Genomic DNA, 24,357 nt, shown 5'->3' with positions numbered 1-24,357 from the left:
TCACCTTTTCTAAAATGAAAATGCTTCGAGTTTTAATCTTGCCGTCAGGTCCTTCATCTCTGCTTCTTGGGTGAATAAGGCTTGCTCTGCTTCTTGGCGGCCAATTTGTTGAAACGTGAGATTCGCTCCAGGCATCGCCTGCGCAATGAGCGGCAAATCGACTGTTGCCACCTCACCAATTCGGGGATATCCACCTGTCGTTTGACGATCTGCGAGCAGAATAATCGGCTGGCCGTCAGGAGGAATTTGAATAGAGCCAAAAGCAACCGCTTCTGAAATCAATTCAAGTTTTTGCTTTAAACGAATCGGTTCCCCTTTCAATCTGCATCCCATACGATCAGATTGGGGAGTGACCTGATAAGACCGCTCGAAAAAAGCTTGCTGCGATTCTTCCTGAAAATGAGATAAATGTCTGCCTGCAAGCACCCGAATGACTGGTGATTTCCCGAGAGGCAAAAAATGCGCATGATTGACTGTCCAGTCTGGCGCACGTTCCCCTTTGCTTTTTAACATGTGAACGAGGCGCTCCGCCAGTGGTGACGGTTCTCCAATTGGCAGGACATCTCCTTTTTCTAGCGGACGCCCTTCTATCCCGCCTATCTTCGCTCTGACGTACGTACTTTTACTTTTCATCACCGGCTCAACATCAAATCCACCGGCTACAGCGAGGTAGGAGCGGCATCCCCTCTTACAAGGGCCAAAGGTGATCGTGCTTCCTGCTCGAATGAAGAGTGGTTTCCATAGAGGCGCTTGTTCCCCGTCAATCTCAATCTCCACATCAGCACCGGTCAAGGCAATCAGCTGATCCTTCTGACATGTCAACACTGGGCCGGGCCCCATTAAAGTGATTTCCAGCACCGCTTCTTTTTCTTGATTCCCGGTGAGGATGTTGGCGATTCGGAGTGAGAGCGGGTCCATGCCGCCGCTCGTTAACACACCGTACTTCTGATAGCCTATTCTCCCTTTATCTTGAATGGTGGTGAACATTCCTGGCTTGATGACATGAATACTCAACGATCTTCCTCCTTCATGCTGAAAAATTCCTTTTCAGACAGTTGAACAAATCGAACCTCGTCCCCTGCCTTTAGTAGACTAGGTCTCTCAGCATTCGGTCGAAATAAAGACAAAGGGGTTTGTCCAATGAGCTGCCAGCCTCCGGGTGTAGATATCGGATAAACCCCTGTCTGCTTCCCCGCAATACCCACAGATCCTTTTGGAATCGACATTCTTGGTGTTTGTCTGCGCGGAGCTGCAATTTTTTCAGAAAGTCCGCCTAAAAACGGAAACCCAGGAGCAAACCCAATCATATAGACAAGATACGTCCCGGAGGTGTGAATGCGTACAACTTCTTCAGGCGTCAAATCATTGATACGGGCGACTTCTTCTAAGTCAGGGCCGAGCTCTCCTCCATAACATACAGGAATGTCGACGATCCGGCGCTTTGCCTGATTCCCCTCCTGCCAGTTGTCTTCAAGGAGGTTTTCAATATAGTCTTTGACCCATTCATACGGAGAGATCGCACGTTGCTTAAGCTGAGCAGATTGATACACCTTATAGGGCTCATAAAAGACGGTCACGTTTGTAAAAGCTTGAACAGCTTCCACATATCCTTCAAATGGATGCTGTTCAATACATGAAAACAGCTGCTTCACACGCTCATGAATGTCTTCACTTATGTCAGTCCCGGCTTGGATGACAATGGCTGCGTCTCCTAGCGGGTGGAACGTGATCGTATCTTTTATCGTTGAAAATGCCACTCTTATGACACCTCTCTTTCTACAGGACACCGAGCTTTTGATCTCTTACATCTGTGATAAACATATGACCGGGTGCATGGGTGATCGCAATGTCTGGCTTAGTGTGCATGACGATGGCTTGCGGCGTCACACCACATGCCCAAAACACCGGAACTTCCCCTTCTTTGATCACAGATGGCTCTCCAAAGTCTGGTTGATCTACATGTTCTATGCCAATCACAGCTGGATCACCTATATGGATAGGACCGCCATGTACCGATGGGAATCTAGACGTCACCTGAACACTTCTTGTGACTTGCTGCGCTGGGATCGGCCTCATGCTGACAACCATCGGACCATGGAATACACCTGCCCTTTCACATGAAATGTTCGTTTGATACATTGGGACATTATGTCCATTTTCAATATGACGGACAGGAATGTCATTCAGCATGAGTGCATGCTCAAACGTAAAGCTGCATCCGATGAGAAAGCCCACCATATCATCCTCCCAATAGGAAGAAATATCTGTTATCTCTTCTTGAAGAACCCCTTTTTTGTAAACACGGTATTTAGGGAAATCCGTTCGAATATCGGCATCAGGTGCTGAACGCCTTGGCACTGGATCACCTGGGTCGAGCACATCAAGCAAAGGACACGAAGCCGGATTCCGCTGACAAAATAAAAGAAAATCGAAGGCCAGCTCTTTTTTGACGATCATTAAGTTGGCTTGCGCAAATCCCTCAGCAAAGCCAGCCGTTGGTCCTGTGATCTTCTGCTTACGAATCAATTCCCTTATTTGTGACGGCTTATAGGTTTGATATGCTTTCATGTGATCAGCTCCATAGTTTTGGAATTTCATTCATGATGGTATATCCGCCCATGATTGCCATGATGACAACAACAAACGCACCTGTTGCTGTCAAAAAGAATGGATGGCGATAATCACCGACAATTTCTTTTTTATAAGCAGCAATCAGCAAGGTTCCGAGTGCAAGCGGCAAGATCAATGCATTGATGGCCCCAACCAAAATCAATATGTTCACAGGTCTTCCAATCGTTATAAAACAAATGGTCGAGAGCGCAATGAATCCAACGATAATGCCTCGTTGATTTTTCTCGATTTTTGGTGAGAAGGTTTTAAAGAAGGAAACGGAGGTGTATGCTGCTCCAATGACTGAGGTAATGGCAGCAGCCCACATAATAATCCCGAACATTTTATATCCAACATTTCCAGATGCTAATTGAAAAACAGACGCAGGCGGGTTCGACGGATCAATCTGTAAGCCTTTTGAGACAACTCCTAGAACGGCTAAAAATAAAGCCACACGCATCACGGATGTGATCAAAATACCGAAAATGGAACTTTTCGTCACTTGCGGCAATGCTTCCTTCCCCTTAATGCCAGCATCCAGCAGACGATGACCACCAGCAAAAACGATATAACCTCCGACCGTTCCGCCGACAAGTGTGACAATGGATAACATGTCAATTTTCTCTGGCACAAAAGTTCTCATGACCGCTTCTCCAACTGGCGGTGCTGTGGAAATAGCCACATACAGCATCAGACCAATCATGACAAAACCAGCGATTTGTGTGAATCGGTCCATCGCTTTTCCTGCCTCTTTAATGACAAAAATGAGAATGGCAATGACTGCACTGACCCCAGCTCCTATGCGGGGATCGACGCCGAATATGACCTGAAAACCGAGACCCGCACCAGCGATATTTCCAATATTAAAGGCAAGACCCCCAATGACAATCAAACAGGCTAACACATATCCGAGCCCCGGCAGAACCATATTGGCAATGTCCTGTCCTCTTTTTTCCGAGACGGCAATGATACGCCATACATTTGTTTGCGCAAAAATGTCTAGTAAAATGGAAATCAAGATGACAAACCCAAAGCTAGCTGCGAGCTGCTGTGTGAACACCGTTGTTTGTGTTAAAAATCCCGGTCCAATGGCGGACGTTGCCATTAAAAAGGCTGCGCCCATCAGCATAGAACGGTTCCCTTTTGGAGCTTTCATCTGTTTGGCTTTCTCTCTTTTCATGCTGTTTCCCCCTTTGATGACGATTTATCGAAAGGCCTTGAGTTGAATAGTGGCTTCTTTTAGCTCCGCTGTAATGGTTTTTGCAAATTGAAGCGCATGACTGCCATCCCCGTGGATGCACACCGTATCTGCTTTGAGCTGAACATCTTCCCCTTGCACTGTCCGCACTTTCCCCTCTCTTACCATACGGATGACCTGCTGAACTGCCCTTTCATCCTCTTCAATAAGTGCATGAGGTTCACGGCGGGATGTCAGTGTCCCGTCTGGTTGATACGTCCGATCAGAAAAAACTTCATGTGCCACTTGAAGACCGATTCTTTCCCCTGCTGACGCAAGTTCACTGCCTGACAGCGCAAATAACACAAGGTTAGGATCAATATCATACACAGCCTTTGCAATTGATTCAGATAATTCAGTATTTTTAGCCGCCATGTTGTAAAGGGCGCCATGTGGTTTGACGTGCTGCATCATGCCGCCTTCTGCTTTCAGAAAAGCTGATAGTGCACCAATTTGATAGATCACAAGATCATAGGCTTCCTCTGCTGAGATAGCGATTGGACGTCTGCCAAAACCGACTAAATCTTGCAGACCTGGATGTGCACCAATTTGAACCCCTTTATCCAGTGCCATTTTAACCGTCTTTCTCATCACAGTTGGATCTCCCGCATGAAAACCGCATGCAATATTGGCTGAGGTAACATATTCAAGAATTTGTTCATCTGAACCGATGGTGTATTGACCAAAACTTTCTCCCAAATCACAGTTAATATCCACTTGATACATAGGACCCCTCCTTGTCGTTCCGAATTGCGGAATAGAAAGTCCGAATATTCGAATTTATATTGATTATACCAACTTTGGATAGACTGCACATGAAATTGTCAGAAAATATAACAATAGAACTAGTAGAAAACAAAAAAAGTGAGAGGTCATGTCCTCTCACTTTTTCTACTCGCTTATTTAGACAGCACCCAATGCTGGATGGCTTTTGCTACCCCGTGCTCTGTATTAGGAGCCGTAATCCAATCAGCCGCTTCTTTCACAACTTCTTGTGCATTGCCCATTGCAATGCCTAATCCGGCTTCTTGAATCATCGCCATATCATTCAGACTGTCGCCAAGTGACATGACGTTGTCCATTGTGCAGCCAATGCGTTCTGCTACTTTTGCAAGAGCTGCCGCTTTGTTAATGCCTGCTGCATTGACTTCAATATTGGTTGGACTGGAATTCGTGATTTCTAGCTGTCCATTTGTTTTCAATGTATGGAGGACTTCCTCACGAACAGCATCGTCATGAATATCAAAACCAAATTTCAACCATTCGTGGTCATGAATGCGTTCTGGGAATTCTCCTCTCCACACTTTATCCACAGTAGATGCCCAGTAATCGGTTTCGTATCTGTTTTTTAGATCCCACATCATCTGAACGTGATCGGGATGCAGCAGTTCCCGTTCGATCAACTGGAAGTTTGAATCCCAAATTTCACTTCCGTTCGCTGTGACAAGATAAGAAGAGAGTTTCAGCGGCTCGACCAGCTCTCGACATGTCATCAGCGTACGTCCTGTGCTAATCACCACATGGACCCCTTTGGCTTCTGCTTCTTTAATGGCTTGTTTATTTTCCTCAGGAATGACGTGCTCACTGTTTAACAGCGTGCCATCCATATCAATGGCAATCAATCGGATGTCTTTCTTATCAGCTTGTGTTGACAAATTGAGTACCCCACTTTGTATCATTTTTTGAATCTATCTTTATTTTAATATAAAGATGAAGATGGCACAAAGGGACGAGTTTGATCCCAAAGAAAAAAGACCTTGTGACAGGTCTTTTTTCTTCTTCTTAACGTTCACATGCGATGCCGTCTTTATCACGGTCAAGGTGTTTATTTTTTAAGTAGAGTGCTTTTGATACATAAGGCTTGTACTTCGTTTTTCCACCTTTGTTTTTCGTATTTTTGCTTTTTGCCACGCCGCCTTTATACACTTTGTTGAGTGCTTTGCAGTTTTTGTACTTGACTGTCTTTGCATCCGCTGTGTGAGTGTCAACTTGTGTAAAGCTAAGTAAAAGACCGAAAGATATGACAGCCACCATGATTTTTTTCAACATGTAAGTTCCCCCCTATTTTTTCTCATTTTACATTTTTATCATATGTCACCACATTTTGTTTTTCAAGACGATTGAGGTAGGAATATTGTTTTTTTTGGAATTAAATGAATCTTATTGCCTATGTGGTAAAATGAGTGGGAAACCTTTCCGGTTTTGACACGTATATGAAGAGAGGAGCTTTCCACATGAAAATGAAATATACCATTCTATATGTAAACGATGTTGAAGCAAGTATTCAGTTCTACCATCATATCCTCGGTTTCCCGATTAAATTAAGAGTTGAATCCTATGTTGAGTTTGATACAGGAGAAGTGACTTTATCGATTAATTCACGCCAAGATGTGAAAGAGTCACTTGGTCTGCCTGTTCCAGAGGCAGTTAGCTCGTCACAAACGTTTGAGATTGGCTTTGTTGTGGATGATGTGAATGAAACAATTGCATCCTTGAAGGAAAAAGGAGTACCTGTCATCAAGGAACCTGCCAAGAAGCCGTGGGGACAAACGGTCAGTTATGTGTCTGATCCTGATGGACATTTCATTGAAATATGTGATGCGGTCTCCTAATAGCTGTCTGAAGGAGTGAAGCATAATGAGAAAGAAACATGCTTTTTTTGCTGGTGTTTGCTCCATGCTGTTGATTTGCAGTGCGGCGCTCATATTACAGCACCATGAATGGATTGGGTTTGTCAGTGGTGGAATCTCTATTATTGCGTTCGTTGCATCTGGATTTCTTATGGGTGCATGGACCAACGGGGAAGAGGCACGAGCGGCCTATCACTCTGAAACAAAAGAACACCGGATGTTTCGTCTTGATACGGCTTTTCTTTTCATCATTTTTGCCCTTCCGCATATGGGTGCAGCACTGTTATATGTTTTTATGTAAATAGTTGATTTGGTTCAAAGGAGTAATTAACATGGCTGTTTTTGTCTTATTCGTTGTATTTGGTTTCCCTATGATCTCTGTGCTGATTGGTATTTTCGGCACATTGTTTTTAAAGAACATTTGGTTTCCTACATTGATTGTGCTGGTTGCGAGTATGATTCTGATGTTCACCTCTATTGGTGGAAATAAAACCTTTCTGATTTGGGTCATCATCTACACAGCCTGTGCATTTCTCGGTGCATTCATTACAAAGCGATTCAAAGCTGTTTCATAAATACTCATCAAAAAAAAGAACAGTTTGCACTGTTCTTTTTTTGATTAAATATCGGCACACCATAGCTCTATTTCGATTTTCAGCTCTGGCCACTCTAATGCAGTCACATAGGCAACGGTCATTGATGGATATGCCGTTTTGAAGATTGCATCCCACTGTGGATATAGATGATCCCAATCAATTTCTTCTGTTGCCCAAATATTGACTTTGATGACGTGTTCTTCATTTAACCCTTCTGATGCAAGGATTCTCTTTATATTTTCAAACGTATTGGTGACTTGGTCGTTTAAGCTTGATGGGATCTGTCCATCCGCTCCTGTCCCTACTTGACCTGATGTCACAAATAACCCCGCACCCTTTGGCACCCTTGTGATATGACTGTAGTTGCCAACGGGTTTCGGCATACTTTCTGGGTTTTTTCTCGTGATTTTCTCCATGTAAATCCCTCACTCACTATGATTTTTCTGCGTGTTTTTCTTCCTGTAGACAGACTTCACCAATTTTTGTCTATCCTAAAAGAAAACAGCAGTGGAGTATCCGTAGCCACAAGGTAAGAACATCAATATTTTCTTTTTCATGGACGAAACACTCCTTTTTGATTGCGTGAGCAAGGTTTAAATTCATTTCATCCTACCTGATAAATGAACTACAGTCAAAAATAAACGATAACGTGTAATATCTTGATTCTTATTGCCTATTATCTAAAATCGTTCTTTTCTTGTTCATGGTTTGTTCAAATTTCTTCTATATAGTAGATCGTAATAGGAGGTAGGATACATCATGGCAAAAATAAATAAGAAAATGATTAGTCTTTGCACCGCAGCTATCAGCAGCTTATACATCACTGGTTATGCAACTACCCATCACGCGCAAGCCGTTCAAACAGCACAATCAAATACACAAGCAGACGCTTCTTCAAATCATACATCTCTCACATCAGATACTACCGCCACTCAAACAGAAGATACCACTTCAGAAACTGAACTCACGGATGGTACTTTCTCTGGTACTGGATCAAATGAGATTGGCTCTATCAGTGTATCTGTTACCATCAAACAAGGAAATATCACTTCTGTCGAGATTACGAGTGATAACACTAGATACGGACAAAGCTCCATTTCATCATTACCCAATGAAGTGGTCATCAGACAAAGTGCTGATGTAGATACGGTGAGTGGCGCAACATTAAGTACTCAGGATTTTGAAACAGCCGTTGCTCAGGCTTTAGAGCAGGCAAAGGCATAGAGAGGAGACACCATGATGAAATGGTTAGGACAACAAAAACTCATTACTTTTCAAAAATCCATGCTGGCTATGGGAACTGTTATCAATATTCAAGTGGTTGCCTATGAAGAAGATCGACGGGCTGTTTTAGAAGACATCAACCGTGCCTTTTCCATTTTTTACGATATCGAGCATCGTTTTAGCCGTTTCCGCTCTGATTCTGAAGTCATGAAGTTAGCCAATCGTTCAAAGCAAGAGGTATTAGTCAGTGAAATGCTTTTCGATTTAACAGCCTATGCGCTAGAGTTAGCCGAGTTAACAAATGGCAAGTATGATCCAACCATCGGAAAAATCATGGAACAAAAAGGATTCGATCGTTTATATACGACAGGACAAACTTTTTCATCACATGACGTTCCATATGCAGCCGTTCATTATCGTGACGTCCAGTTAAACGAGAAGAATCGGACGATTTATTTGGACAAACCGCTGATTTTGGATTTCGGTTCTATTGCAAAGGGATTTGCGTGCGATCTTGCCGCAAAAGAACTTGAAGCATGGGAAGGCTTTATGATGAATGCTGGTGGGGATGTGTTGGTATCTGGATTTAACGAACAACAAGAAGAGTGGACAATTGGGATTCGGCATCCCATCCACAAACAGACCAACATCTCGGTCATTCAAACCACAAATTGTGCGATTTGTACATCTGGAAGCTATGAACGGATCAGTCGTTATGATCCTCATACGCACCATTTGATACACCCTCAAACGAAACAGTCTGAACAAAGTTTGTTAAGCTGTACCGTCATTGCACCACTTGGTATGCTCGCCGATAGTCTATCCACAGCTGCTTTTTTATTAGGTCGAGAAGAGGGTTATTCATTTTTAGCCGAACATGAAATACCTGCCGTGATGGTAGATCAAACCGCTGATATGATCGTAACACCGGAGATGAAGGAGGTTCACTCATGGAATCACAACCAGCACCTATCACAAACCAAACATTTTTGAAACCATCACCCTCACTAAAAGCCTACATTCGGACACCAAAACGGTATGTCATCGCCATTCTTTTGGTCCTTTTAGCCGCCGGGAGTCTGCACGCTGGTTTTCTTAGTGGTCTCGCTACAGTTGCCACCAGCATCGGGACAGCACTAATTCTTGACTCTTTCATCTCAAGAGTGATTTGGAAAAACAATAAACACACATTCCCTGATGGAGCTCTGCTCACAGGGCTGATTATTGGCATTGTTCTAAGTCCAGCTACTTCTTTTGCTGTTTCTGTTTTCACAGCCGCAGTAGCCATTTTATCTAAGCATGTCATCACTTATCAAAAGAAACCGATTTTGAATCCAGCCGCATTTGGTTTATGGCTCTCAGTCATTTTATTTTCTTCCAATCAAAGCTGGTGGGGCGGTATGTCTCTTCTACCTTGGTGGACCCTATTCCTTGTGGTGGTTGGCGGTTATTTGGTGACCAGCCGCGTACAAAAATTCCCGCAAGTTTTCGCCTTTCTAGCAGCATACGGCCTGATCCACCTCATATTGGGATTCATTGGCTTAACGGATGCTTCATCTGCTTTTATTACGCCCTACTTGAATGCTGTCTTGTTTCTTGCGTTCTTTATGTTGACTGATCCACCTACTTCACCAGCAAAGAATCGTGATCAAATCATCTTTGGTATCCTGTGTGCTGTCGTTTCGTGTGTGGACTTCTATTTATTTAACAGCCTATCTTACTTACTCACAGGGCTTTTATGTGCCAATGCTTGGAAAGCCTATCGAACGTACCAAACAAATCAAAAGCGACGGGCAATAAGGACGAAAGTTGTCTAAATAAAAAAACGGACATCGACTTCTCGACGTCCGTTTGACCATACCTTATAAACGATAACGTGCAATATCTTGATTCAATCGCATGCTTAGCTCATTGAGCCTTTCTGCTGCCTTCGCCACATTGGAGATGGCGGTGACTTGTTCGTCTGTAGATGCAGTGATTTCTTCAATCGCTGCGGCATTTTCTTGAGAAATATGGGCTGCACCATGCATCGCTTTTGTGATGAGGTCGTTTTGTTCCAGTAATGTGTTCAGCTCTTTTGCCATCGCATTTGTTTCAACGATGGTTTGTGAAATCGATGTAGAGATGGAATTGAATTCTTGTTCTGTTGCGTGAACCGCTTCATCAAGCTCGGCAAAACGATCCATTGTTTTGGACATCATGCCAGCTGTAGCCGTCGTTTCTTCTTTAATGCCTTGAATCATCTGCTGGATTTGAACGGCTGATTGCTTTGTCTGTTCAGCTAAATTCCGCACTTCACTCGCCACAACCGAGAATCCTTTGCCATGCTCTCCTGCACGAGCTGCTTCAATGCTCGCATTCAGGGCCAGTAAGTTCGTTTCATTTGAAATGCTTTCAATGGTATCTGTGATTTGAGAAATATCTTGTACTTTTGTACTTAACTGCTCAATCCCTGATCGAATGCCTTGAGATGCCTGAATGGATTGCTCATTTGATTGTTTTAATTGCTGGACAATTTGCTGACCCTGCTCGGAAGATTGGTTCGACTGGTCTGAAATTCGTTTGATCTGGTCGCTTTGTTCTTTGACGTTTTCAATGGATTGATTGAACTGAGTCATTTGTTGATTGGCTACCTCAAGGTCTGATGCCTGATGAAGGGTTCCAGTTGAGATATCTCCAATCGCTCGGCCAATTTCTTCACTGCTAGCGGATGTTTCTTCAGAGATGGCGGATAGATCTGTCGCAGATTCGAGGAGCTGGCTGCTCGTTTCCTGCAAACCGCTCACAAGTGCTCTAAGCTCTCCTGACATATGATTAAAGCCTTTTGCCAACTGCCCAATTTCATCCGAGGTTTCTTTTAAGCTGGTGCGTTCAATATTGCCCGCCGCAATTTCTTTTGAAGCAGCCGTAACTTGCTTGAGCAGTCTCACTTTTCCTCGGGCTGCCAAATAAAAGACACCCATACTTAAAAGAGCGACACCTGCTGTAATGAGAATAATATAGAGCTTCATCTGCTCTAGTTCTTTATAAAATTCATCCTGAAATACGGCGATTCCTATACTCCAATTCCACGGTGTAAACTGGTTCATATAAGCGAGTTTTTGCTTTTCTTCCCCCGTGGCATCATCTTTATCCATATAGGTGATATAGTGTGCATCCTCGCCTTTTGCTGTAGCGCCAGCGACCATTTTTTGACGGTTTGTCGTGTTATCTGGGATGACGCCGATGTCGTTAACCGGATGAACCTGTGATGAATAATCGGCTCCATATGCGACAAGGTAGCCTTTATTTTTATAGATAAAATCTGATTTTTGAAATTGGTACCCTTTGCCGTTGTCATTTTTAGGCCCACTCAAGTATATACGGGCTTGTTCCTGCGCCTGTTCAAGCGTCAGTTCTTTTTTCTCCACACGGTCGTTCAATTGTTCAAGAGTGGCCATCGCTCCATTTACGATGTGTTTTAAATCTGCTTTCCCTGCATCAATTAAGACATTTTTCGCTAAAAAATACCCCGTTGTTCCTACAAGTCCGCCTGTTAAAATTGTAATAACGATAATGGCTGACATCAATTGAAAAAAGACACTCCTTGAAGCAAACGCTTTCTTTTTCATGTTCTAATTCCCCCTTACTACATATATCGTCATGCAGGGGAAAGTATTAAAAAAGTCATAGAAAAAATCCCTTTCACGTTAGAAAGGGATCTCAGATTGTTGACAAAGGGCTAAAATGAACTTGATTTTAGCCCTTTGTCTTCTTTTCACGTTAGAAAGGGATTTTTTACTTATCGCTCGGTTTCTTTGAGGATGGCTTGATAGAGATCGTCTTCAGGTTTGAGTCCACATACCTCTTGAAGCACACCTTCAATGCCTTTTTCTTTCCTTAATGTCTGCAAGCGAACCGCTTCTTCGTCTTCTGCAAAGTCGTAAGCCAAAGCAGCAGCGATCCCTTTGATTAAGTACACTGGCTGCTTGATCTTTTTCGCTGGACCGATTAAACGGTCATCTGCTCCCAGCTTTCTAAGAGGAGAGCGTGCGACACGAGTCACTTCATCGGAAATAAACGCATTTTCAAATCGTTTGATGATTTTTTGAATGTACGCATCATGTTCTTCTTTTTGGAAGCCATACGCGTCAATTAAATAACTGCCCGTTTCATGAAGGGCACCTTCGACAACTTGACGAATGTCTGGTGTATCAACAGCTTCTTTAATGGTTTTTACGCCTTGCTGATACCCGACATAAGCCGCTAGTGCATGTCCTGTATTGACGGTGAAAAGCTTCCGTTCAATATACGGCGTCAAATCTTGGACAAAGGTCGCTCCGTCAATTTGCGGAACATCTCCAATAAAGCCCGTCTCATCAATAACCCACTCGAAAAATGGTTCAACCGACACTTTGAGAATGTCCTCATGGTGCTGAATCGGAACAATGCGGTCAACCGCAGCGTTTGGAAAGCCAACGGTTTGTGATATCGCTGCTTGCTCATCTGCTGTTAAATGAGAGAACACCGCTTCTTTTAAATGAGCACTTCCCCCAATCATATTTTCACATGCCACGATGTTGATGATATGGTCAGGCTTTTTTTGTTTTAATCCTTCAGCAATTGATGAGGCAATGATCTTCAATACGGCTGGTCCAACCGCTGTTGTAATCAAATTGGCTGTGGCAACCGCCTCTGTTAATGCTGCTGGATTTTGCGAAGAATTGATCGCTGATACGGGCCCGACTACTTCTTGCTTCTGCCCTGGTGCTGCGAGTTCAACCGTGTATTCTCCTCTTTCATTCAGCTCATTGATGACCGCTTCATTCACATCGGTAAAGACAAGTTCAAAGCCTGATGTCTTTAACAAAGAACCGATAAACCCTCTGCCAATATTCCCTGCTCCAAAATGAAGTGCTTTCATGTTAGTTCACCTCGTTAAAGATGGCGATCAGTTCATCCTGATCCTTTGCATGAATGATCCGTTCTACATTTTCTTCTTCTGAACAGACAATCGCAATTTGAGACAGAATATCAAGATGCTCGTTGTTTTTCCCGGCGATCCCAAAGACGACTTTCGCCACATTTCCTTCACCATATTCAACACCATCTGGAATTTGGATAATCGAAATCCCTGAATGAAGGACAGCCGCTTTCGCATCCTCTGTTCCATGAGGGATTGCAATGCCGTTCCCCATAAATGTAGAAGAAATCTCTTCTCTTTCAAACATTTTGTCGACATAATCACTTGTGACATAGCCGTTTGCTACGAGGACTTCGCCTGCTTTTTTGATGGCTTCTTCTTTAGAACCTGCTTGTTCGTTTAGAAAAATATTGTCTTTAGAAAGTACTTGTTTCATACATGATCACACACCTTTTTTAGAATAAAAATCAGGAAAACAACCAAAACGGGGAGTTCAATTAGGAAAAATTGGACTCAACCCGTTTCGTCATGTTATTTTTTCAATTTCTCAATCAGCTCATCATATTTCGGGCTGTTTAAGAAATTATCCACTGAGATATGCACAGCGCCTGGCAGCTTTGCCTTGGCTCTGTCTGTTAAATCTTTATGAGTAAAGACCACATCCGCATCGTCTGGGATGTTGCTGATAGAAGTGTTTGTCACATCGATATCAAGCTCTGCCTTTTTCACTTTGTTTTTCAGAATGGACGCACCCATTGCACTTGAACCCATCCCCGCATCGCAGGCAAAGATGATTTTGTTCACGTCATCTGGATTGACATCACTTGGAGATGCTGCTTGCTCGTTTGCTTGAGCGTCTTCTTTTTGTGCCGTAAGAGCAGCGGCTGCTGCACTTTTCTTGCCTTTCATGTCCTGCATCTTTTCTGTTGCTGCTGTTAAATCTTCGTCAACTTCTTTAGATGCTTTCAAAATGACCGATGCGACAAGGAACGATACGATAGCTGCTACGACAACACCTGCTAAAACGGCAAGGTGACCGCCTTTTGGAGACATCAGCATAAGCGCAATAATACTTCCTGGTGACGGCACTGCTTTTAATCCTGCATTTAATAATGTGAACGTCAGGACACCACTTGCTCCCCCTGCAATGACAGCCAAAATGAGTTTTGGTTTCATTAAGATGTACGGGAAGTAAATTTCATGGATTCCTCCTAAGAACTGAATGACAATGGCACCTGGTGCAGACTGTTTCGCATTTCCTTTTCCAAAGAACATATACGCAAGAAGAACCCCTAAGCCTGGCCCTGGGTTTGTTTCAAGCAAGAACAGAACAGATTGCCCTGTCTTCGCTGCTTGCTCGACCCCTAACGGACCTAAAATACCTTGGTTAATCGCGTTGTTTAAGAATAATACTTTTGCAGGTTCAATGAAGATACTTGCTAGTGGCAGTAAATGAGCATTGACAATGATATCTACACCTGCAGCAAGGGCTTTATTCAGACCTAGTACCACTGGGCCGATGGCATAGAATGCAATGGCAACAAGAATGGCACCGAGGATACCTGCCGTAAAGTTATTCACAAGCATTTCAAAACCTGATCTGATTCGATCTTTAAACAGCTGGTCGATTTTCTTAATAAGATAACCGCCCAGCGGCCCCATGATCATGGCACCTAAAAACATTGGAATGTCTGAGCCAACAATGACCCCAATCGTAGCCGTAGCACCGAGCACTCCGCCTCGATGGTCATAGACGAGTTTACCGCCTGTGTAACCAATTAAGAGCGGCAGTAAGTAGTTAATCATCGGTCCAACGAGTGTAGCTAATTGCTCATTCGGAAGATAACCACTTGGAATGAACAAAGCTGTAATCAGTCCCCATGCAATAAATGCACCAATATTCGGCATAATCATGCCGCTTAAATAGCTTCCAAAGCGCTGTACTTTCACGCGGAATCCGCTTTTTTCCTGCATCTGTGAAAACCCCTTTCTTCTCTCCCTTTATTTCGGGCTTTATAGGTCAAAAGATATAAGAACAAGAGTCAGTGAAGCCCTTATACCTATCGTAAAACGCTTTCACTTTCCCTTCAATTGAAACTAAATGTCACTTTGTCACTTAGTGTGTGACAAAATTGAAAAATGATGTGAATTCTCTTTCAGATCATAGAAGATAGTGGCTGAAAAGGTGAATCAGCCGGCATTTTCTCGAAAATTCATTGGAATTTCACAACTTTCAAATGGTCACTTCTTGTTTCCTCTACTTAAATCGAATAGGCTTATATTGATCAAACATTCAAGAAACGTCTGCGCAGACAAGACATGACACAGAAAAAGTGAACCATCTTGCTATTTGTTTCGTTTACCTTTTAGAGTAGGCGATACAATAGAAAGAGCGGTTTTTCTGTGACTCACAGTTTACTGCCGCTTTCTTTCTGATACATGAGACATTTTCATAGGTAGAAAGGCGGTTATTCACATTGTTGAAATATAGTAAGTGGCTTTTGCTGCTCATCTTCATGTTCTCCTTCTTCATGCCAAAAGAGGCATTTGCTCATGCATATGTAGTGAGCTCAAATCCAGTGGCAAATGAAGAGCTGGATCAGCAGCCTCCTGCAGTCTCGATCACCTTTAGTGAAGGAATCGAAAGTGGATTTCATGCCATTAAGGTGTTCAATGCAAAAGGGGATCGTGTCGATCAAGGAGATACGGTCATCAAAGAGCAAAAGATCATGGAAGCAGCTTTAAAAAAGAATTTACCTAGAGGAATTTACACCATTCAATGGAATGCGGTATCAGCCGATGGACACTCTGTGTCTGGCATGATTCCTTTTAGTATCGGAAAAGCGGATGGAGGATTTGATCAATTAGATCAAGGACAGTCGAGTGAATCCATCGATATGGCTTCAACCATTGACAAAGCCTTTCTGTATACGTCATTTAGCTTATTTCTTGGAACCATTTTATTTGGGCTTCTATGGTTTAAAGCGGCCATAACAGATGTTTTAGCCCGGCGAATGAAGCGACTCTTAACTGTTTCACTGATCATGATGGGCGGAGCACTCTTGTTCCAGCTGCCGATTCAAACTAAATCAGCGGCAGACGTGTCCTTTTTAGGGGCATTTCAACCATCGCTTTTACAAGAAACCATTGCGTCGACTTCGGGCGGGAGTCTGTGGATGATGCTAATGGCGTCATTTATTCTACTGACGATCTGGACGATTGTGGCGATGAAAAAAGGAAACTTCACTTCCTTCCGGGTATGGCTGTTTCCACTGCTCATTTTCATCGTACTCCTTTGGCTGAAAGCACAAATCGGTCATCCAGCCGCAACAGATAATAAAATACTGACAACGTCACTTGACTTCATTCATCTCGTTTCTGCATCCATTTGGGTCGGCGGCTTAACAGCTATTGTCCTTCTTTTGATGAAGAAACTGCCGAATGAAGATCAGCCGCTCATACGCAGCACCCTGACAGCTTTTCATCCGTGGGCACTGCTCTCGGTTGGACTGATTGTGTTTTCTGGGTTTGTGAATGCGATTTTTATTCTGCAATCATTTGATGCCCTTTTCCAATCAGCTTATGGACGCACCTTCTTAATCAAACTTGGTTTATTTATCATCATGGGTCTTCTTGGGCTCGTCCATTATTTGATGCTGAGATGGGAAAAGAAGCAGAAACCAAACGTATCTTTACGAGCAGAGTGGATCATTGGGATCGCTATTTTACTATTAACAGCCGTATTCACCAATATCCCAAGTCCTCCGCCGCCTGCACCAGAGCCATTCTTTGCAGCCAATCAGGTGGAGCATCGTGACCTTGTGTCTTTGAGCATTACCCCGAATGCTCCTGGTAAAAACACGTTCGAGGTGGCATTTACGAAGAAGGATGGACAAACGATCACAGACATTCAATCTGTGACAGCTAAGATCCACAAAGTCTCCTTGTTCGGTGATGAAACGCCTAACGAGTTTCAGCTGAAACGATTAAAGAATGGGCACTTCTCGGCTGAAAACCTCTTACTAAATGAAAAAGGCACTTGGAAAATTAACATTCATGCGTTAACTGGTTCTTTTGACAACATCGATACGACATTCATTAGAAGAAACTAAAAGGAGTTTATATGATATGAAAAAATACGTTAAAGCGTTATTACCAATGCTTCTCGCTTCATTTTTACTGGCGATTCCTGTAAGTGCACACGTGACAGTCAAACCTGATACATCCGCAACTAATGCTTGGGAAACCTATACGTTAAAAGTACCTTCTGAAAGCGACAGTCCGACAACAAAGGTTGTCATCACGATGCCTAAAGGCGTAGAATTCCAGCAATACGAGCCAGTGCCTGGCTGGAAAACAACAACTGAAGAGAAAAACGGAAAAGTCACAAGAGTCACTTGGGAAGCAACTGGCGATGGTGTCCTTGCTGGGCAGTTCCAGCAATTCGTGTTTGTCGCAAAAAACCCTGAAAAAGCCGGCGAAGCGGCATGGGATGCGTATCAATATTATAAGGATGGAACAGTAGTTGAATGGACTGGCGACAAGGACGCTGATAAGCCTCATTCGATCACAAATATTGTTGCGTCTAATACCGTAACGGATTCACATGGGCAAGAAAAACCAAAAGAAGAAAAGGCATCTGAAACAGCCTCTGCTTCTTCTTCACCACTTGTTCTTGGTCTGTCCATTGCAGCCTTAGTTGTGGCATTGATTGCACTTGGGCTTGCTTTTAGAAAGAAATAAACCTTACATGAGCGATCGTTTTTTCAAGCGGTCGCTTTTTATTTTCCCAACCTATCATTTCCAATATAGGATTGAATAGGATACTCGTGCATGCCATAATGAGACACATGACCACCTAGGAGGCTATGAGATGAACCATCTAATCATATTTGCTCATCCCCAGCAAAGCTTAAATCAAACCCTATTAGATCTTGTTGTAAGCACTCTTTTGAACAATGGTCATGATGTGACAGTTCGTGATGTGTATGCCATTGGCTTTCCGCCAGAGCTGACAACAGCAGAAAAGGCTGCCATGAAAAATGGGCATGTGCCGATACCGGTTCAAAGAGAGCAGAAGCTGATTCAGCAAGCCGATGTCCTCACATTTATCTTTCCAATATGGTGGACAGGCTTGCCGGCGATGCTAAAGGGTTATGTAGAGCGCGTTTTTTCAGAGGGGTTTGCGTATGAGATCAATGAAAACGGAGTGGTGAAAAATCTGCTTCGAGACAAAAAAGGGGTCATTATTAATACGCATGATGCACCGAGGACCTTTCTTGATTCAAATATGATCATCACCCCCAGCCATCAGATGACGACAGATACAGCCGCCTTCGATCTGATCGGCGTTGAGCCAGTCGAACGGCTCTTGTTCAGCAGCATGGAACAAGCATCTGCAGACGACATCCACGAGATTCTCAAAGAAACAAAAGAAACGGTGGATCAACTTTTCCCACCGGCTGTTTAACATAAAAAAGACTGCCGAGGCTTCTCGGACAGTCTTTTTCACATGTTATTCATCTAAACCAATTGACACATACTTCGTTTCTAAATAAGGTTCGATGCCTTCGATGCCGCCTTCACGGCCAATACCGCTCTCTTTCATACCGCCGAAAGGTGCCTGCACAGCGGATGGTCCCCCGTCATTCCAGCCAATAATCCCGTAATCTAGATTCTCAGATATATAGAGACCATTGCGGTAATTCTCTGTAAAGAAATAAGCCGCAAGTCCAAAAGGTGTATCGTTCGCTAATTCAATGGCTTCATCTAATGTGCTAAATGTCGTAATTGGTGCAACTGGACCAAACGTCTCTTCATGCATAATGTTCATTGAAGGGTCGACATGAGTTAGCACCGTCGGCTGAACAAAATAATACGACTTCTCCTCGTCAAAATGGGTATCGCCGCCGACAAGAACTTTCGCCCCTTTATCCACGGCATCTTGAATTTGGTCGACAATTTTATCGAAGCCTCGCTTATTGATAATCGGTCCGATGGACGTGCCTTCTTCAAACCCATTTCCTACTTTCAGCTTTTCCACTTCTTTGCTGAAGCTTTGCGCAAATGCTTCATGAATTTCTTCATGGACGATTAATCGGTTGGCACAAACACACGTCTGGCCTGCATTACGGAATTTAGATGCCACTGCTTGTTTCACAGCCAATTCAAGGTTGGCGTCCTTATCTACGATCAGCGGGGCATGACCGCCAAGTTCCATAGAAACGTGCTTCACTGTGCTCGCACTGTTTTTGATGAGATGTTTTCCAACTGGTGTTGAGCCAGTAAACGTGATCTTGCGGATCAATGGACTATCTGTGAAGATTTCCCCCACTTCTTTTCCATCTCCAATCACCCATTGCAAGGCATCCTCTGGAATTCCGGCTTCATGGCCTAATTTCACAAGCTCAATGGCCGTAAGTGGCGTGTCTTCAGCAGGTTTCACGATAAACGTACAGCCCGCCGCAAGCGCTGGTGCCGCCTTCCTTGTAATCATCGCCGCAGGGAAATTCCATGGTGTAATGGCGGCAACAGGACCGACTGGCTGTTTTGTGACAAATAGGCGTTTGTTTGTCGTATGAGACGGGATCGTTCTGCCGTAAATCCGCTTTGCTTCCTCTGCGTACCATTCGATATATCCAGCGGCATAGACAATTTCTCCTAATGCTTCTTGATACGGCTTCCCGTTTTCTTCTGTGATGATTTTTGCAAGTCTTTCTTTATGCTCGATCATGAGATCAAACCATTTGCGAATGATATTTGCACGTTCATGGGCTGACGTTTTTGCCCATGTTTTGAATGCTTTGTGTGAGCGAGTGATCGCATCTTCAATCTGTTCTTTTGTATGCTGAGCAACTGAGGCAATTTCTTCTCCGGTTGCAGGATTATACACTTTGAGTTCGTTTGTCATGCTCTATCTTCTCCCTCGTTCTTGGATTCATTACATATAGTATATACCCAATGAGTGCCCAACCTAAAAGCAAAATCCATTCAGCTGGCCATGATAAGGAAGCCGGCATCCCTGGAAAATAAAATGAAAGAAAAAGGAGACTGAGTCCAATGGCAAAAACGCCGGTCGTCCGCCAATATTTAATGCGGTATGGACGCTCAAGCTCAGGTTCTGTCTTGCGAAGTCTCATAAAGGCAATGGACACAATCAAATACCCAACGATGATGCCCACACCCCCTGCATTGACAATCCACACGAGGGCAGGTCGGCCTAGTAATGGTGCAAAAAAGGCCAATGCACCTAAGAACAAAATGGCATTTGTCGGAGTTTTATACTTCGGATGAATATACGCAAACCATTTGGAAATCATGCCTCTTTCCGCCATTGCGTAGAGGATACGGCTTGCACCAATGATAAATGCATTCCAGCTCGTCACAATGCCTGCTACACCACCAATGACAAGCACAGTCCCAAACGCCTGATGACCAAGAAGCTGTACCATGGCATCTGCTGTTGCTAGTGATGAAGCCTCAAGTTGACCTTTTGACAATCCTGCCGCTACTCCAAAGACAATGAGTAGATAAAATACAACCGCACTCACAATGGAGATAATCAAAATTCTCCCGATGATTTTCTTCGGTGCGTTAATCTCCGCCGCTACCTGCGGGATGACATCAAACCCAACGAATAAAAAGGGAATCATCACTAACACAGCCATCAGACCGCCAACCCCGCCTTGAAACATCGGCTCAAGGTTTGCAAAATCTCCATTAAATGTAGCTCCGCCTAATAGAAGAAAACCTGTCAGGATAATGGCCACTGTGAACACCGATTGAAAAATAGCAGCAGGCTTTGCGCCAATGTAGTTCAGAGCTGTTAAAAACAGCGCACCGCCAGATCCAATCAATACCCATGTAAAGTAAACATCCCATCCTCCTATATTCCATAGGAAACCAACATGCTGTGTTGGAATGACATAGTCAATGACTGTCGGAAGTGCGACCGCTTCAAACGTAATCACCGACACATAACCGAACAATACGCCCCATGCGGAGACAAACGCTGATTTAATCCCAAATGCCCGCTGGACAAAGACGAGTCCTCCGCCTGTTTCTGGAATCGCAGAGGAAAGCTCTGCATACGTTAGTCCAATAAAGATGACGAGAATGCCCCCTATGACAAAGGCAATCACACTTCCTAAAAATCCAGCTGTTAAAATCCAATCTCCCGAAAGTACAACCCAGCCCCAGCCAAGCATTGCACCAATGGATAAAAACAGTACGTCTGACTGCGACATGGTTTTAGCCATTTGTTGTTTTTGCATACAACCATCCCCCTTTGTTGTTTAGCGTGCTGTGAAGGCGTCTTCGATGATCCCTAGTCCTTCTTGCAGCAGCTCATCTGTGATGACAAGTGGTGTTAAAAAGCGAATAATATTCCCATTGATCCCTGCCGTTAATAAGAGTAGTCCGTGCTTGTTTGCATAGGCTGCAATCGCTGCGGCTGTCTTCTTATCTGGTGTACGCGTTTTTTGATCTTCCACAATTTCAATAGCCGCCATTGCCCCTAATCGCCGGACTTCCCCGATGAATGAATACTTACTTCTCCACTCATTCGCTTTGTCCTCAATGACTTGTCCAATGTGTTCAGATCGTTCATTCAGTTGTTCTGTTTCAATAATATCAAGTACAGCCAAAGCCGCCACACAGCCTAATGGACTGCCAGCATACGTCCCCCCTAGCTCCCCTGGGTCCGCTGCATCAAGTAATTCTTTTCTGCCAACGACACCGCTCAGCGGCAGGCCAGCTGCAAGTGATTTTGACACAGTGATTAAGTCTGGCACCACATCGAAGTGTTCAATCGCAAAGTATTTCCCTGTTCTTGCGAATCCTGTTTGGATCTCATCTGCCACGAATACGATGCCATGCTGCTGACAGAATGAAGCGACGTGCTGGACAAAACGCTTCGATGGTACAATGAATCCGCCCTCCCCTTGGACTGGCTCCATCACCACACAAGCGACTGTTTCTGGTGCAACGGTTGCGACAAAGAATTGATTGAACTGATCAATGATGTATTCGTCGTAGGCTGCATCGCTTAATCCTTCAGGTTTTTGATAGTAATAAGGATACGGCGCTTGATACACCTCTGACGCAAATGGGCCGAATCCAAATTTATAAGGCTTGACCTTGCTTGTCATGCTCATCGTCATATTCGTTCTTCCGTGGAACCCTCTTGTAAAAGAGACAACCGCTTGTCTTTTCGTATATTTACGGGCAATTTTCACTGCGTTTTCAACTGCTTCGGCACCTGAATTTAAGAAAATGGCTTTTTTGTCATGGTCGCCTGGTGTGAGGTGGCATAGTTTTTCTGCCAATTCGATATAGGATTCGTACATCATGACATTAAATCCTGGATGAATCAGGCTATCTGCCTGTGCTTTGACTGCTTCCACAACCTTTGGATGGGAGTGTCCTACATTTAATGTACCGATGGCGCCTGCAAAATCGATAAAACGATTGCCATCAATATCGAAAAGCTCGGCTCCCTTCCCTTTTGCTGCAAGATGACGGTTGCCATTACTTACGCCTCTTGCGACGTATTGATCTCTTTTCCCCTGCCATTCCTCTGTTGAAAAACGGTTTGTTGTCGTTTGACTCATTGTCATCCATCCCCTTTATGTCTTTTTTATTATTCTGAATATTTTTTGGTATGATAGAAAGTACCAATATCATTTTTTTCATGGTACCAGAGAGGATGGAATGACGAGATGCTGACAATTCAACTAGATCAAACAGGGGAAAACGGGTTTATTTATCATCAAATTTACACGAAAATTAAAGAGGAAATTTTAAACCGCAACCTGCAACCACACGATCAATTACCGTCTAAACGAGAGTTAGCAGATACTTTAAACGTCAGCGTCAACTCAGTGAATGGCGCCTATCAGCAGCTGCTTGCCGAGGGATATTTATATTCGGTTGAACGGAAAGGCTTTTTCGTGGAATCACTGGAAACGTTTCATGAGTCAGGTCAGCTGAAACCCTCTTCCCTTCCAGCTGATTTAAAAGAGAATCCGATTGAGCGAGATGACTGGTATTCCTTTTCACATATTTCTGTTGATACAGCCAATTTTCCTTTTAAAAGCTGGCTGAAAAGTGAGCAAAAAGCGATTCATCTCCACCAAGAAGCCTTTGGTGAGCTGCCGCACCCACAAGGCGTCTATGAGCTGCGGGAAACGATTGCCCGGCTGATTGGACTTGCACGAGGGGTCAAATGCTACCCTGAACAGCTCATTTTAAGTGCGGGTACACAGTCACTCATTCATTCATTATCTAGCATCCTTCCAGCTGATCAAATATATGGATTAGAAAACCCCGGCTACCGCCGACTGTATCAAATGCTGAAAAACAATCATCACCGGATTGAAACGATTGGCATTGATCGAAAAGGGGTGCGGATGAGCGATATTCAGAAGAAAGAGCCAAATGTCTTGATCATTACGCCTTCTCATCAGTTCCCAACAGGGGTGATCATGCCGATTTCCCGGCGGATACAGCTGTTAAACTGGGCGGCTGATCAGCCAGACCGCTATATCATTGAGGACGATTATGACAGTGAATTTAAGTACGGTACAGACAGCATACCGGCGCTGCAGAGCCTTGACCGCTATGACAAAGTCATTTATATGGGGACCTTTTCGAAATCATTGCTGCCCGGCTTGAGGATCAGCTACATGGTGCTACCGCAGCATTTATTAAGACGCTATAAAGAAGAACAGCACTTTTTTATTCAAACGGCTAACCTTTTTACACAATACACCCTTCTTTATTTTATAAAAGATGGCGCCTATCAGCGACATATTAAAAGAATGAATGGGCTATATGAGGAAAAACGAAAACAACTCATTGGAGAGCTCGATACTGTCTTTCGTGACAACGTAAGGATTATCGGGGAAAATGCAGGGCTTCATTTTATCGCAGAATTCCGCTCAGATCGTACGCAACATGAGATTTTACAGCGAGCGAAAGAAAGAAAGCTGAAAATGTACGGGATGGACCGTTTTACCCTTGATGAGCATGTGCCTGGTCACAAAGAAGGCTTTGTCCCGCTCGTCCTCGGTTTCTCGCATATGCGGCCAGAGGATATTAAGCCAGCGGTGAAACGCCTGTATGACTCGATTTATGGGAAATAAAACAGCTCATGTA

25 protein-coding genes are annotated in these 24,357 nt (G+C 43.8%); 10 read left to right on the top strand and 15 right to left on the bottom strand.

Annotated features, from left to right (window positions below; translation table 11 throughout):
• Positions 1 to 9 precede the first annotated feature (9 nt).
• The 7 genes from AC0VYC_RS02335 to AC0VYC_RS02305 form a co-directional block, all read right to left on the bottom strand.
• A complete protein-coding gene (locus AC0VYC_RS02335) occupies positions 10 to 1,014 on the bottom strand; it encodes a 5-oxoprolinase subunit C family protein (RefSeq protein ID WP_256689016.1) in 1,005 nt (334 codons plus the stop codon).
• Positions 1,011 to 1,757: a 5-oxoprolinase subunit PxpB gene (gene pxpB / locus AC0VYC_RS02330; protein WP_024720220.1), complete on the bottom strand. Its 747-nt coding sequence runs from the start codon at positions 1,755 to 1,757 to the stop codon at positions 1,011 to 1,013. Before pxpB ends, AC0VYC_RS02335 begins: the two co-directional genes overlap by 4 nt.
• 19 nt (positions 1,758 to 1,776) lie before the next feature.
• The gene (locus AC0VYC_RS02325; RefSeq protein ID WP_256689015.1) at positions 1,777 to 2,568 is read right to left on the bottom strand and encodes a putative hydro-lyase; all 792 of its coding nucleotides are present in this window, start codon (positions 2,566 to 2,568) and stop codon (positions 1,777 to 1,779) included.
• A 4-nt stretch (positions 2,569 to 2,572) separates the two neighbouring features.
• Positions 2,573 to 3,790: an NRAMP family divalent metal transporter gene (locus AC0VYC_RS02320; protein WP_007498097.1), complete on the bottom strand. Its 1,218-nt coding sequence runs from the start codon at positions 3,788 to 3,790 to the stop codon at positions 2,573 to 2,575.
• Positions 3,791 to 3,814: 24 nt separating this feature from the next.
• Entirely contained in the window at positions 3,815 to 4,573 is a 759-nt protein-coding gene (locus AC0VYC_RS02315) for a LamB/YcsF family protein (protein WP_342501801.1), read from the bottom strand.
• A gap of 173 nt (positions 4,574 to 4,746) precedes the next feature.
• Positions 4,747 to 5,526, bottom strand: coding sequence for a Cof-type HAD-IIB family hydrolase (locus AC0VYC_RS02310; RefSeq protein WP_370539173.1), 780 nt, complete (start codon positions 5,524 to 5,526; stop codon positions 4,747 to 4,749).
• Positions 5,527 to 5,629: 103 nt separating this feature from the next.
• A complete protein-coding gene (locus AC0VYC_RS02305; RefSeq protein WP_370539175.1) occupies positions 5,630 to 5,881 on the bottom strand; it encodes an excalibur calcium-binding domain-containing protein in 252 nt (83 codons plus the stop codon).
• Between the two features lie 200 nt (positions 5,882 to 6,081).
• Between AC0VYC_RS02305 and AC0VYC_RS02300 the strand changes: the two genes are divergently transcribed.
• Genes AC0VYC_RS02300 through AC0VYC_RS02290 form a run of 3 tightly spaced genes read left to right on the top strand, consistent with a single transcriptional unit; the run spans position 6,082 to position 7,052 of the window.
• A complete protein-coding gene (locus AC0VYC_RS02300) occupies positions 6,082 to 6,459 on the top strand; it encodes a VOC family protein (protein ID WP_058336799.1) in 378 nt (125 codons plus the stop codon).
• Positions 6,460 to 6,484: 25 nt separating this feature from the next.
• The gene (locus AC0VYC_RS02295) at positions 6,485 to 6,778 is read left to right on the top strand and encodes a DUF5316 family protein (RefSeq protein WP_017358499.1); all 294 of its coding nucleotides are present in this window, start codon (positions 6,485 to 6,487) and stop codon (positions 6,776 to 6,778) included.
• 31 nt (positions 6,779 to 6,809) lie between these two features.
• A complete protein-coding gene (locus tag AC0VYC_RS02290; RefSeq protein ID WP_024720212.1) occupies positions 6,810 to 7,052 on the top strand; it encodes a DUF2651 family protein in 243 nt (80 codons plus the stop codon).
• A gap of 44 nt (positions 7,053 to 7,096) precedes the next feature.
• Here the strand turns inward: AC0VYC_RS02290 and AC0VYC_RS02285 are convergent, their stop codons facing one another.
• Positions 7,097 to 7,489: a RidA family protein gene (locus tag AC0VYC_RS02285; RefSeq protein ID WP_475389335.1), complete on the bottom strand. Its 393-nt coding sequence runs from the start codon at positions 7,487 to 7,489 to the stop codon at positions 7,097 to 7,099.
• Between the two features lie 343 nt (positions 7,490 to 7,832).
• Here AC0VYC_RS02285 and AC0VYC_RS02280 point away from each other — a divergent pair, with 343 nt between their 5' ends.
• The 3 genes from AC0VYC_RS02280 to AC0VYC_RS02270 are packed head-to-tail and all read left to right on the top strand — an operon-like array spanning position 7,833 to position 10,114.
• A complete protein-coding gene (locus tag AC0VYC_RS02280; RefSeq protein WP_041508268.1) occupies positions 7,833 to 8,297 on the top strand; it encodes an FMN-binding protein in 465 nt (154 codons plus the stop codon).
• A gap of 12 nt (positions 8,298 to 8,309) precedes the next feature.
• Positions 8,310 to 9,290 carry an FAD:protein FMN transferase gene (locus AC0VYC_RS02275; protein WP_024720210.1) on the top strand — a complete coding sequence of 327 codons (981 nt, stop codon included), beginning with the start codon at positions 8,310 to 8,312 and terminating at the stop codon, positions 9,288 to 9,290.
• A complete protein-coding gene (locus AC0VYC_RS02270; RefSeq protein ID WP_427244007.1) occupies positions 9,248 to 10,114 on the top strand; it encodes an RnfABCDGE type electron transport complex subunit D in 867 nt (288 codons plus the stop codon). The genes AC0VYC_RS02275 and AC0VYC_RS02270 overlap by 43 nt, the downstream gene beginning before the upstream one ends.
• A gap of 45 nt (positions 10,115 to 10,159) precedes the next feature.
• On the opposite strand, the gene AC0VYC_RS02265 is transcribed toward AC0VYC_RS02270, so the two are convergent.
• From AC0VYC_RS02265 to AC0VYC_RS02250, 4 genes are all read right to left on the bottom strand, one after another.
• Positions 10,160 to 11,908, bottom strand: a complete 1,749-nt coding sequence (locus AC0VYC_RS02265) for a methyl-accepting chemotaxis protein (RefSeq protein ID WP_285529142.1) — start codon at positions 11,906 to 11,908, stop codon at positions 10,160 to 10,162.
• A 170-nt stretch (positions 11,909 to 12,078) separates the two neighbouring features.
• Entirely contained in the window at positions 12,079 to 13,200 is a 1,122-nt protein-coding gene (locus tag AC0VYC_RS02260) for a mannitol-1-phosphate 5-dehydrogenase (RefSeq protein ID WP_475389331.1), read from the bottom strand.
• Position 13,201: 1 nt separating this feature from the next.
• Positions 13,202 to 13,636 carry a PTS mannitol transporter subunit IIA gene (locus AC0VYC_RS02255; protein WP_019743148.1) on the bottom strand — a complete coding sequence of 145 codons (435 nt, stop codon included), beginning with the start codon at positions 13,634 to 13,636 and terminating at the stop codon, positions 13,202 to 13,204.
• Between the two features lie 95 nt (positions 13,637 to 13,731).
• On the bottom strand, positions 13,732 to 15,174 hold the full coding sequence (locus AC0VYC_RS02250; RefSeq protein ID WP_146271720.1) for a PTS mannitol transporter subunit IIBC: 1,443 nt from the start codon (positions 15,172 to 15,174) through the stop codon (positions 13,732 to 13,734).
• Positions 15,175 to 15,677: 503 nt separating this feature from the next.
• Between AC0VYC_RS02250 and AC0VYC_RS02245 the strand changes: the two genes are divergently transcribed.
• The 3 genes from AC0VYC_RS02245 to AC0VYC_RS02235 all read left to right on the top strand — a co-directional run bounded on the left by AC0VYC_RS02245 (position 15,678) and on the right by AC0VYC_RS02235 (position 18,670).
• The gene (locus tag AC0VYC_RS02245; protein ID WP_427244006.1) at positions 15,678 to 17,312 is read left to right on the top strand and encodes a copper resistance CopC/CopD family protein; all 1,635 of its coding nucleotides are present in this window, start codon (positions 15,678 to 15,680) and stop codon (positions 17,310 to 17,312) included.
• Between the two features lie 16 nt (positions 17,313 to 17,328).
• Complete coding sequence (locus AC0VYC_RS02240; protein ID WP_039166206.1) at positions 17,329 to 17,943, top strand: YcnI family copper-binding membrane protein; 615 nt, start codon at positions 17,329 to 17,331, stop codon at positions 17,941 to 17,943.
• A 130-nt stretch (positions 17,944 to 18,073) separates the two neighbouring features.
• Complete coding sequence (locus AC0VYC_RS02235) at positions 18,074 to 18,670, top strand: NAD(P)H-dependent oxidoreductase (protein WP_058336806.1); 597 nt, start codon at positions 18,074 to 18,076, stop codon at positions 18,668 to 18,670.
• A 45-nt stretch (positions 18,671 to 18,715) separates the two neighbouring features.
• Here the strand turns inward: AC0VYC_RS02235 and AC0VYC_RS02230 are convergent, their stop codons facing one another.
• The 3 genes from AC0VYC_RS02230 to gabT are packed head-to-tail and all read right to left on the bottom strand — an operon-like array spanning position 18,716 to position 22,811.
• A complete protein-coding gene (locus AC0VYC_RS02230) occupies positions 18,716 to 20,110 on the bottom strand; it encodes an NAD-dependent succinate-semialdehyde dehydrogenase (RefSeq protein WP_045035017.1) in 1,395 nt (464 codons plus the stop codon).
• Positions 20,085 to 21,473, bottom strand: coding sequence for an APC family permease (locus AC0VYC_RS02225; RefSeq protein WP_427244005.1), 1,389 nt, complete (start codon positions 21,471 to 21,473; stop codon positions 20,085 to 20,087). Before AC0VYC_RS02225 ends, AC0VYC_RS02230 begins: the two co-directional genes overlap by 26 nt.
• A 21-nt stretch (positions 21,474 to 21,494) precedes the next feature.
• Entirely contained in the window at positions 21,495 to 22,811 is a 1,317-nt protein-coding gene (gene gabT, locus AC0VYC_RS02220; protein WP_008347230.1) for a 4-aminobutyrate--2-oxoglutarate transaminase, read from the bottom strand.
• A 108-nt stretch (positions 22,812 to 22,919) separates the two neighbouring features.
• Between gabT and gabR the strand changes: the two genes are divergently transcribed.
• Positions 22,920 to 24,344, top strand: coding sequence for a MocR-like transcriptional regulator GabR (gene gabR / locus AC0VYC_RS02215; protein WP_110487644.1), 1,425 nt, complete (start codon positions 22,920 to 22,922; stop codon positions 24,342 to 24,344).
• The last annotated feature ends 13 nt before the right edge of the window (positions 24,345 to 24,357 follow it).

The sequence above is a fragment of the Bacillus sp. iso_77 genome, from assembly GCF_056173625.1.
The sequence above is the reverse complement of the archived record's forward strand: the minus strand, read 5'-3'. Positions and strand labels throughout refer to the sequence as shown.

Bases quoted from the DNA above. Each gene is read 5' to 3' on its own strand.
- AC0VYC_RS02305 (WP_370539175.1), bottom strand. From the start codon at position 5,881: ATGGTGGCTGTCATATCTTTCGGTCTTTTACTTAGCTTTACACAAGTT.
- AC0VYC_RS02275 (WP_024720210.1), top strand. From the start codon at position 8,310: ATGATGAAATGGTTAGGACAACAAAAACTCATTACTTTTCAAAAATCC.
- AC0VYC_RS02300 (WP_058336799.1), top strand. From the start codon at position 6,082: ATGAAAATGAAATATACCATTCTATATGTAAACGATGTTGAAGCAAGT.
- AC0VYC_RS02260 (WP_475389331.1), bottom strand. From the start codon at position 13,200: ATGAAAGCACTTCATTTTGGAGCAGGGAATATTGGCAGAGGGTTTATC.
- AC0VYC_RS02320 (WP_007498097.1), bottom strand. From the start codon at position 3,790: ATGAAAAGAGAGAAAGCCAAACAGATGAAAGCTCCAAAAGGGAACCGT.
- AC0VYC_RS02290 (WP_024720212.1), top strand. From the start codon at position 6,810: ATGGCTGTTTTTGTCTTATTCGTTGTATTTGGTTTCCCTATGATCTCT.
- gabR (WP_110487644.1), top strand. From the start codon at position 22,920: ATGCTGACAATTCAACTAGATCAAACAGGGGAAAACGGGTTTATTTAT.
- AC0VYC_RS02265 (WP_285529142.1), bottom strand. From the start codon at position 11,908: ATGAAAAAGAAAGCGTTTGCTTCAAGGAGTGTCTTTTTTCAATTGATG.
- AC0VYC_RS02315 (WP_342501801.1), bottom strand. From the start codon at position 4,573: ATGTATCAAGTGGATATTAACTGTGATTTGGGAGAAAGTTTTGGTCAA.
- AC0VYC_RS02225 (WP_427244005.1), bottom strand. From the start codon at position 21,473: ATGCAAAAACAACAAATGGCTAAAACCATGTCGCAGTCAGACGTACTG.
- AC0VYC_RS02270 (WP_427244007.1), top strand. From the start codon at position 9,248: ATGGAATCACAACCAGCACCTATCACAAACCAAACATTTTTGAAACCA.
- AC0VYC_RS02325 (WP_256689015.1), bottom strand. From the start codon at position 2,568: ATGAAAGCATATCAAACCTATAAGCCGTCACAAATAAGGGAATTGATT.
- AC0VYC_RS02280 (WP_041508268.1), top strand. From the start codon at position 7,833: ATGGCAAAAATAAATAAGAAAATGATTAGTCTTTGCACCGCAGCTATC.
- AC0VYC_RS02310 (WP_370539173.1), bottom strand. From the start codon at position 5,526: ATGATACAAAGTGGGGTACTCAATTTGTCAACACAAGCTGATAAGAAA.
- gabT (WP_008347230.1), bottom strand. From the start codon at position 22,811: ATGAGTCAAACGACAACAAACCGTTTTTCAACAGAGGAATGGCAGGGG.
- AC0VYC_RS02255 (WP_019743148.1), bottom strand. From the start codon at position 13,636: ATGAAACAAGTACTTTCTAAAGACAATATTTTTCTAAACGAACAAGCA.
- AC0VYC_RS02295 (WP_017358499.1), top strand. From the start codon at position 6,485: ATGAGAAAGAAACATGCTTTTTTTGCTGGTGTTTGCTCCATGCTGTTG.
- AC0VYC_RS02285 (WP_475389335.1), bottom strand. From the start codon at position 7,489: ATGGAGAAAATCACGAGAAAAAACCCAGAAAGTATGCCGAAACCCGTT.
- AC0VYC_RS02235 (WP_058336806.1), top strand. From the start codon at position 18,074: ATGAACCATCTAATCATATTTGCTCATCCCCAGCAAAGCTTAAATCAA.
- AC0VYC_RS02230 (WP_045035017.1), bottom strand. From the start codon at position 20,110: ATGACAAACGAACTCAAAGTGTATAATCCTGCAACCGGAGAAGAAATT.
- AC0VYC_RS02250 (WP_146271720.1), bottom strand. From the start codon at position 15,174: ATGCAGGAAAAAAGCGGATTCCGCGTGAAAGTACAGCGCTTTGGAAGC.
- AC0VYC_RS02240 (WP_039166206.1), top strand. From the start codon at position 17,329: ATGAAAAAATACGTTAAAGCGTTATTACCAATGCTTCTCGCTTCATTT.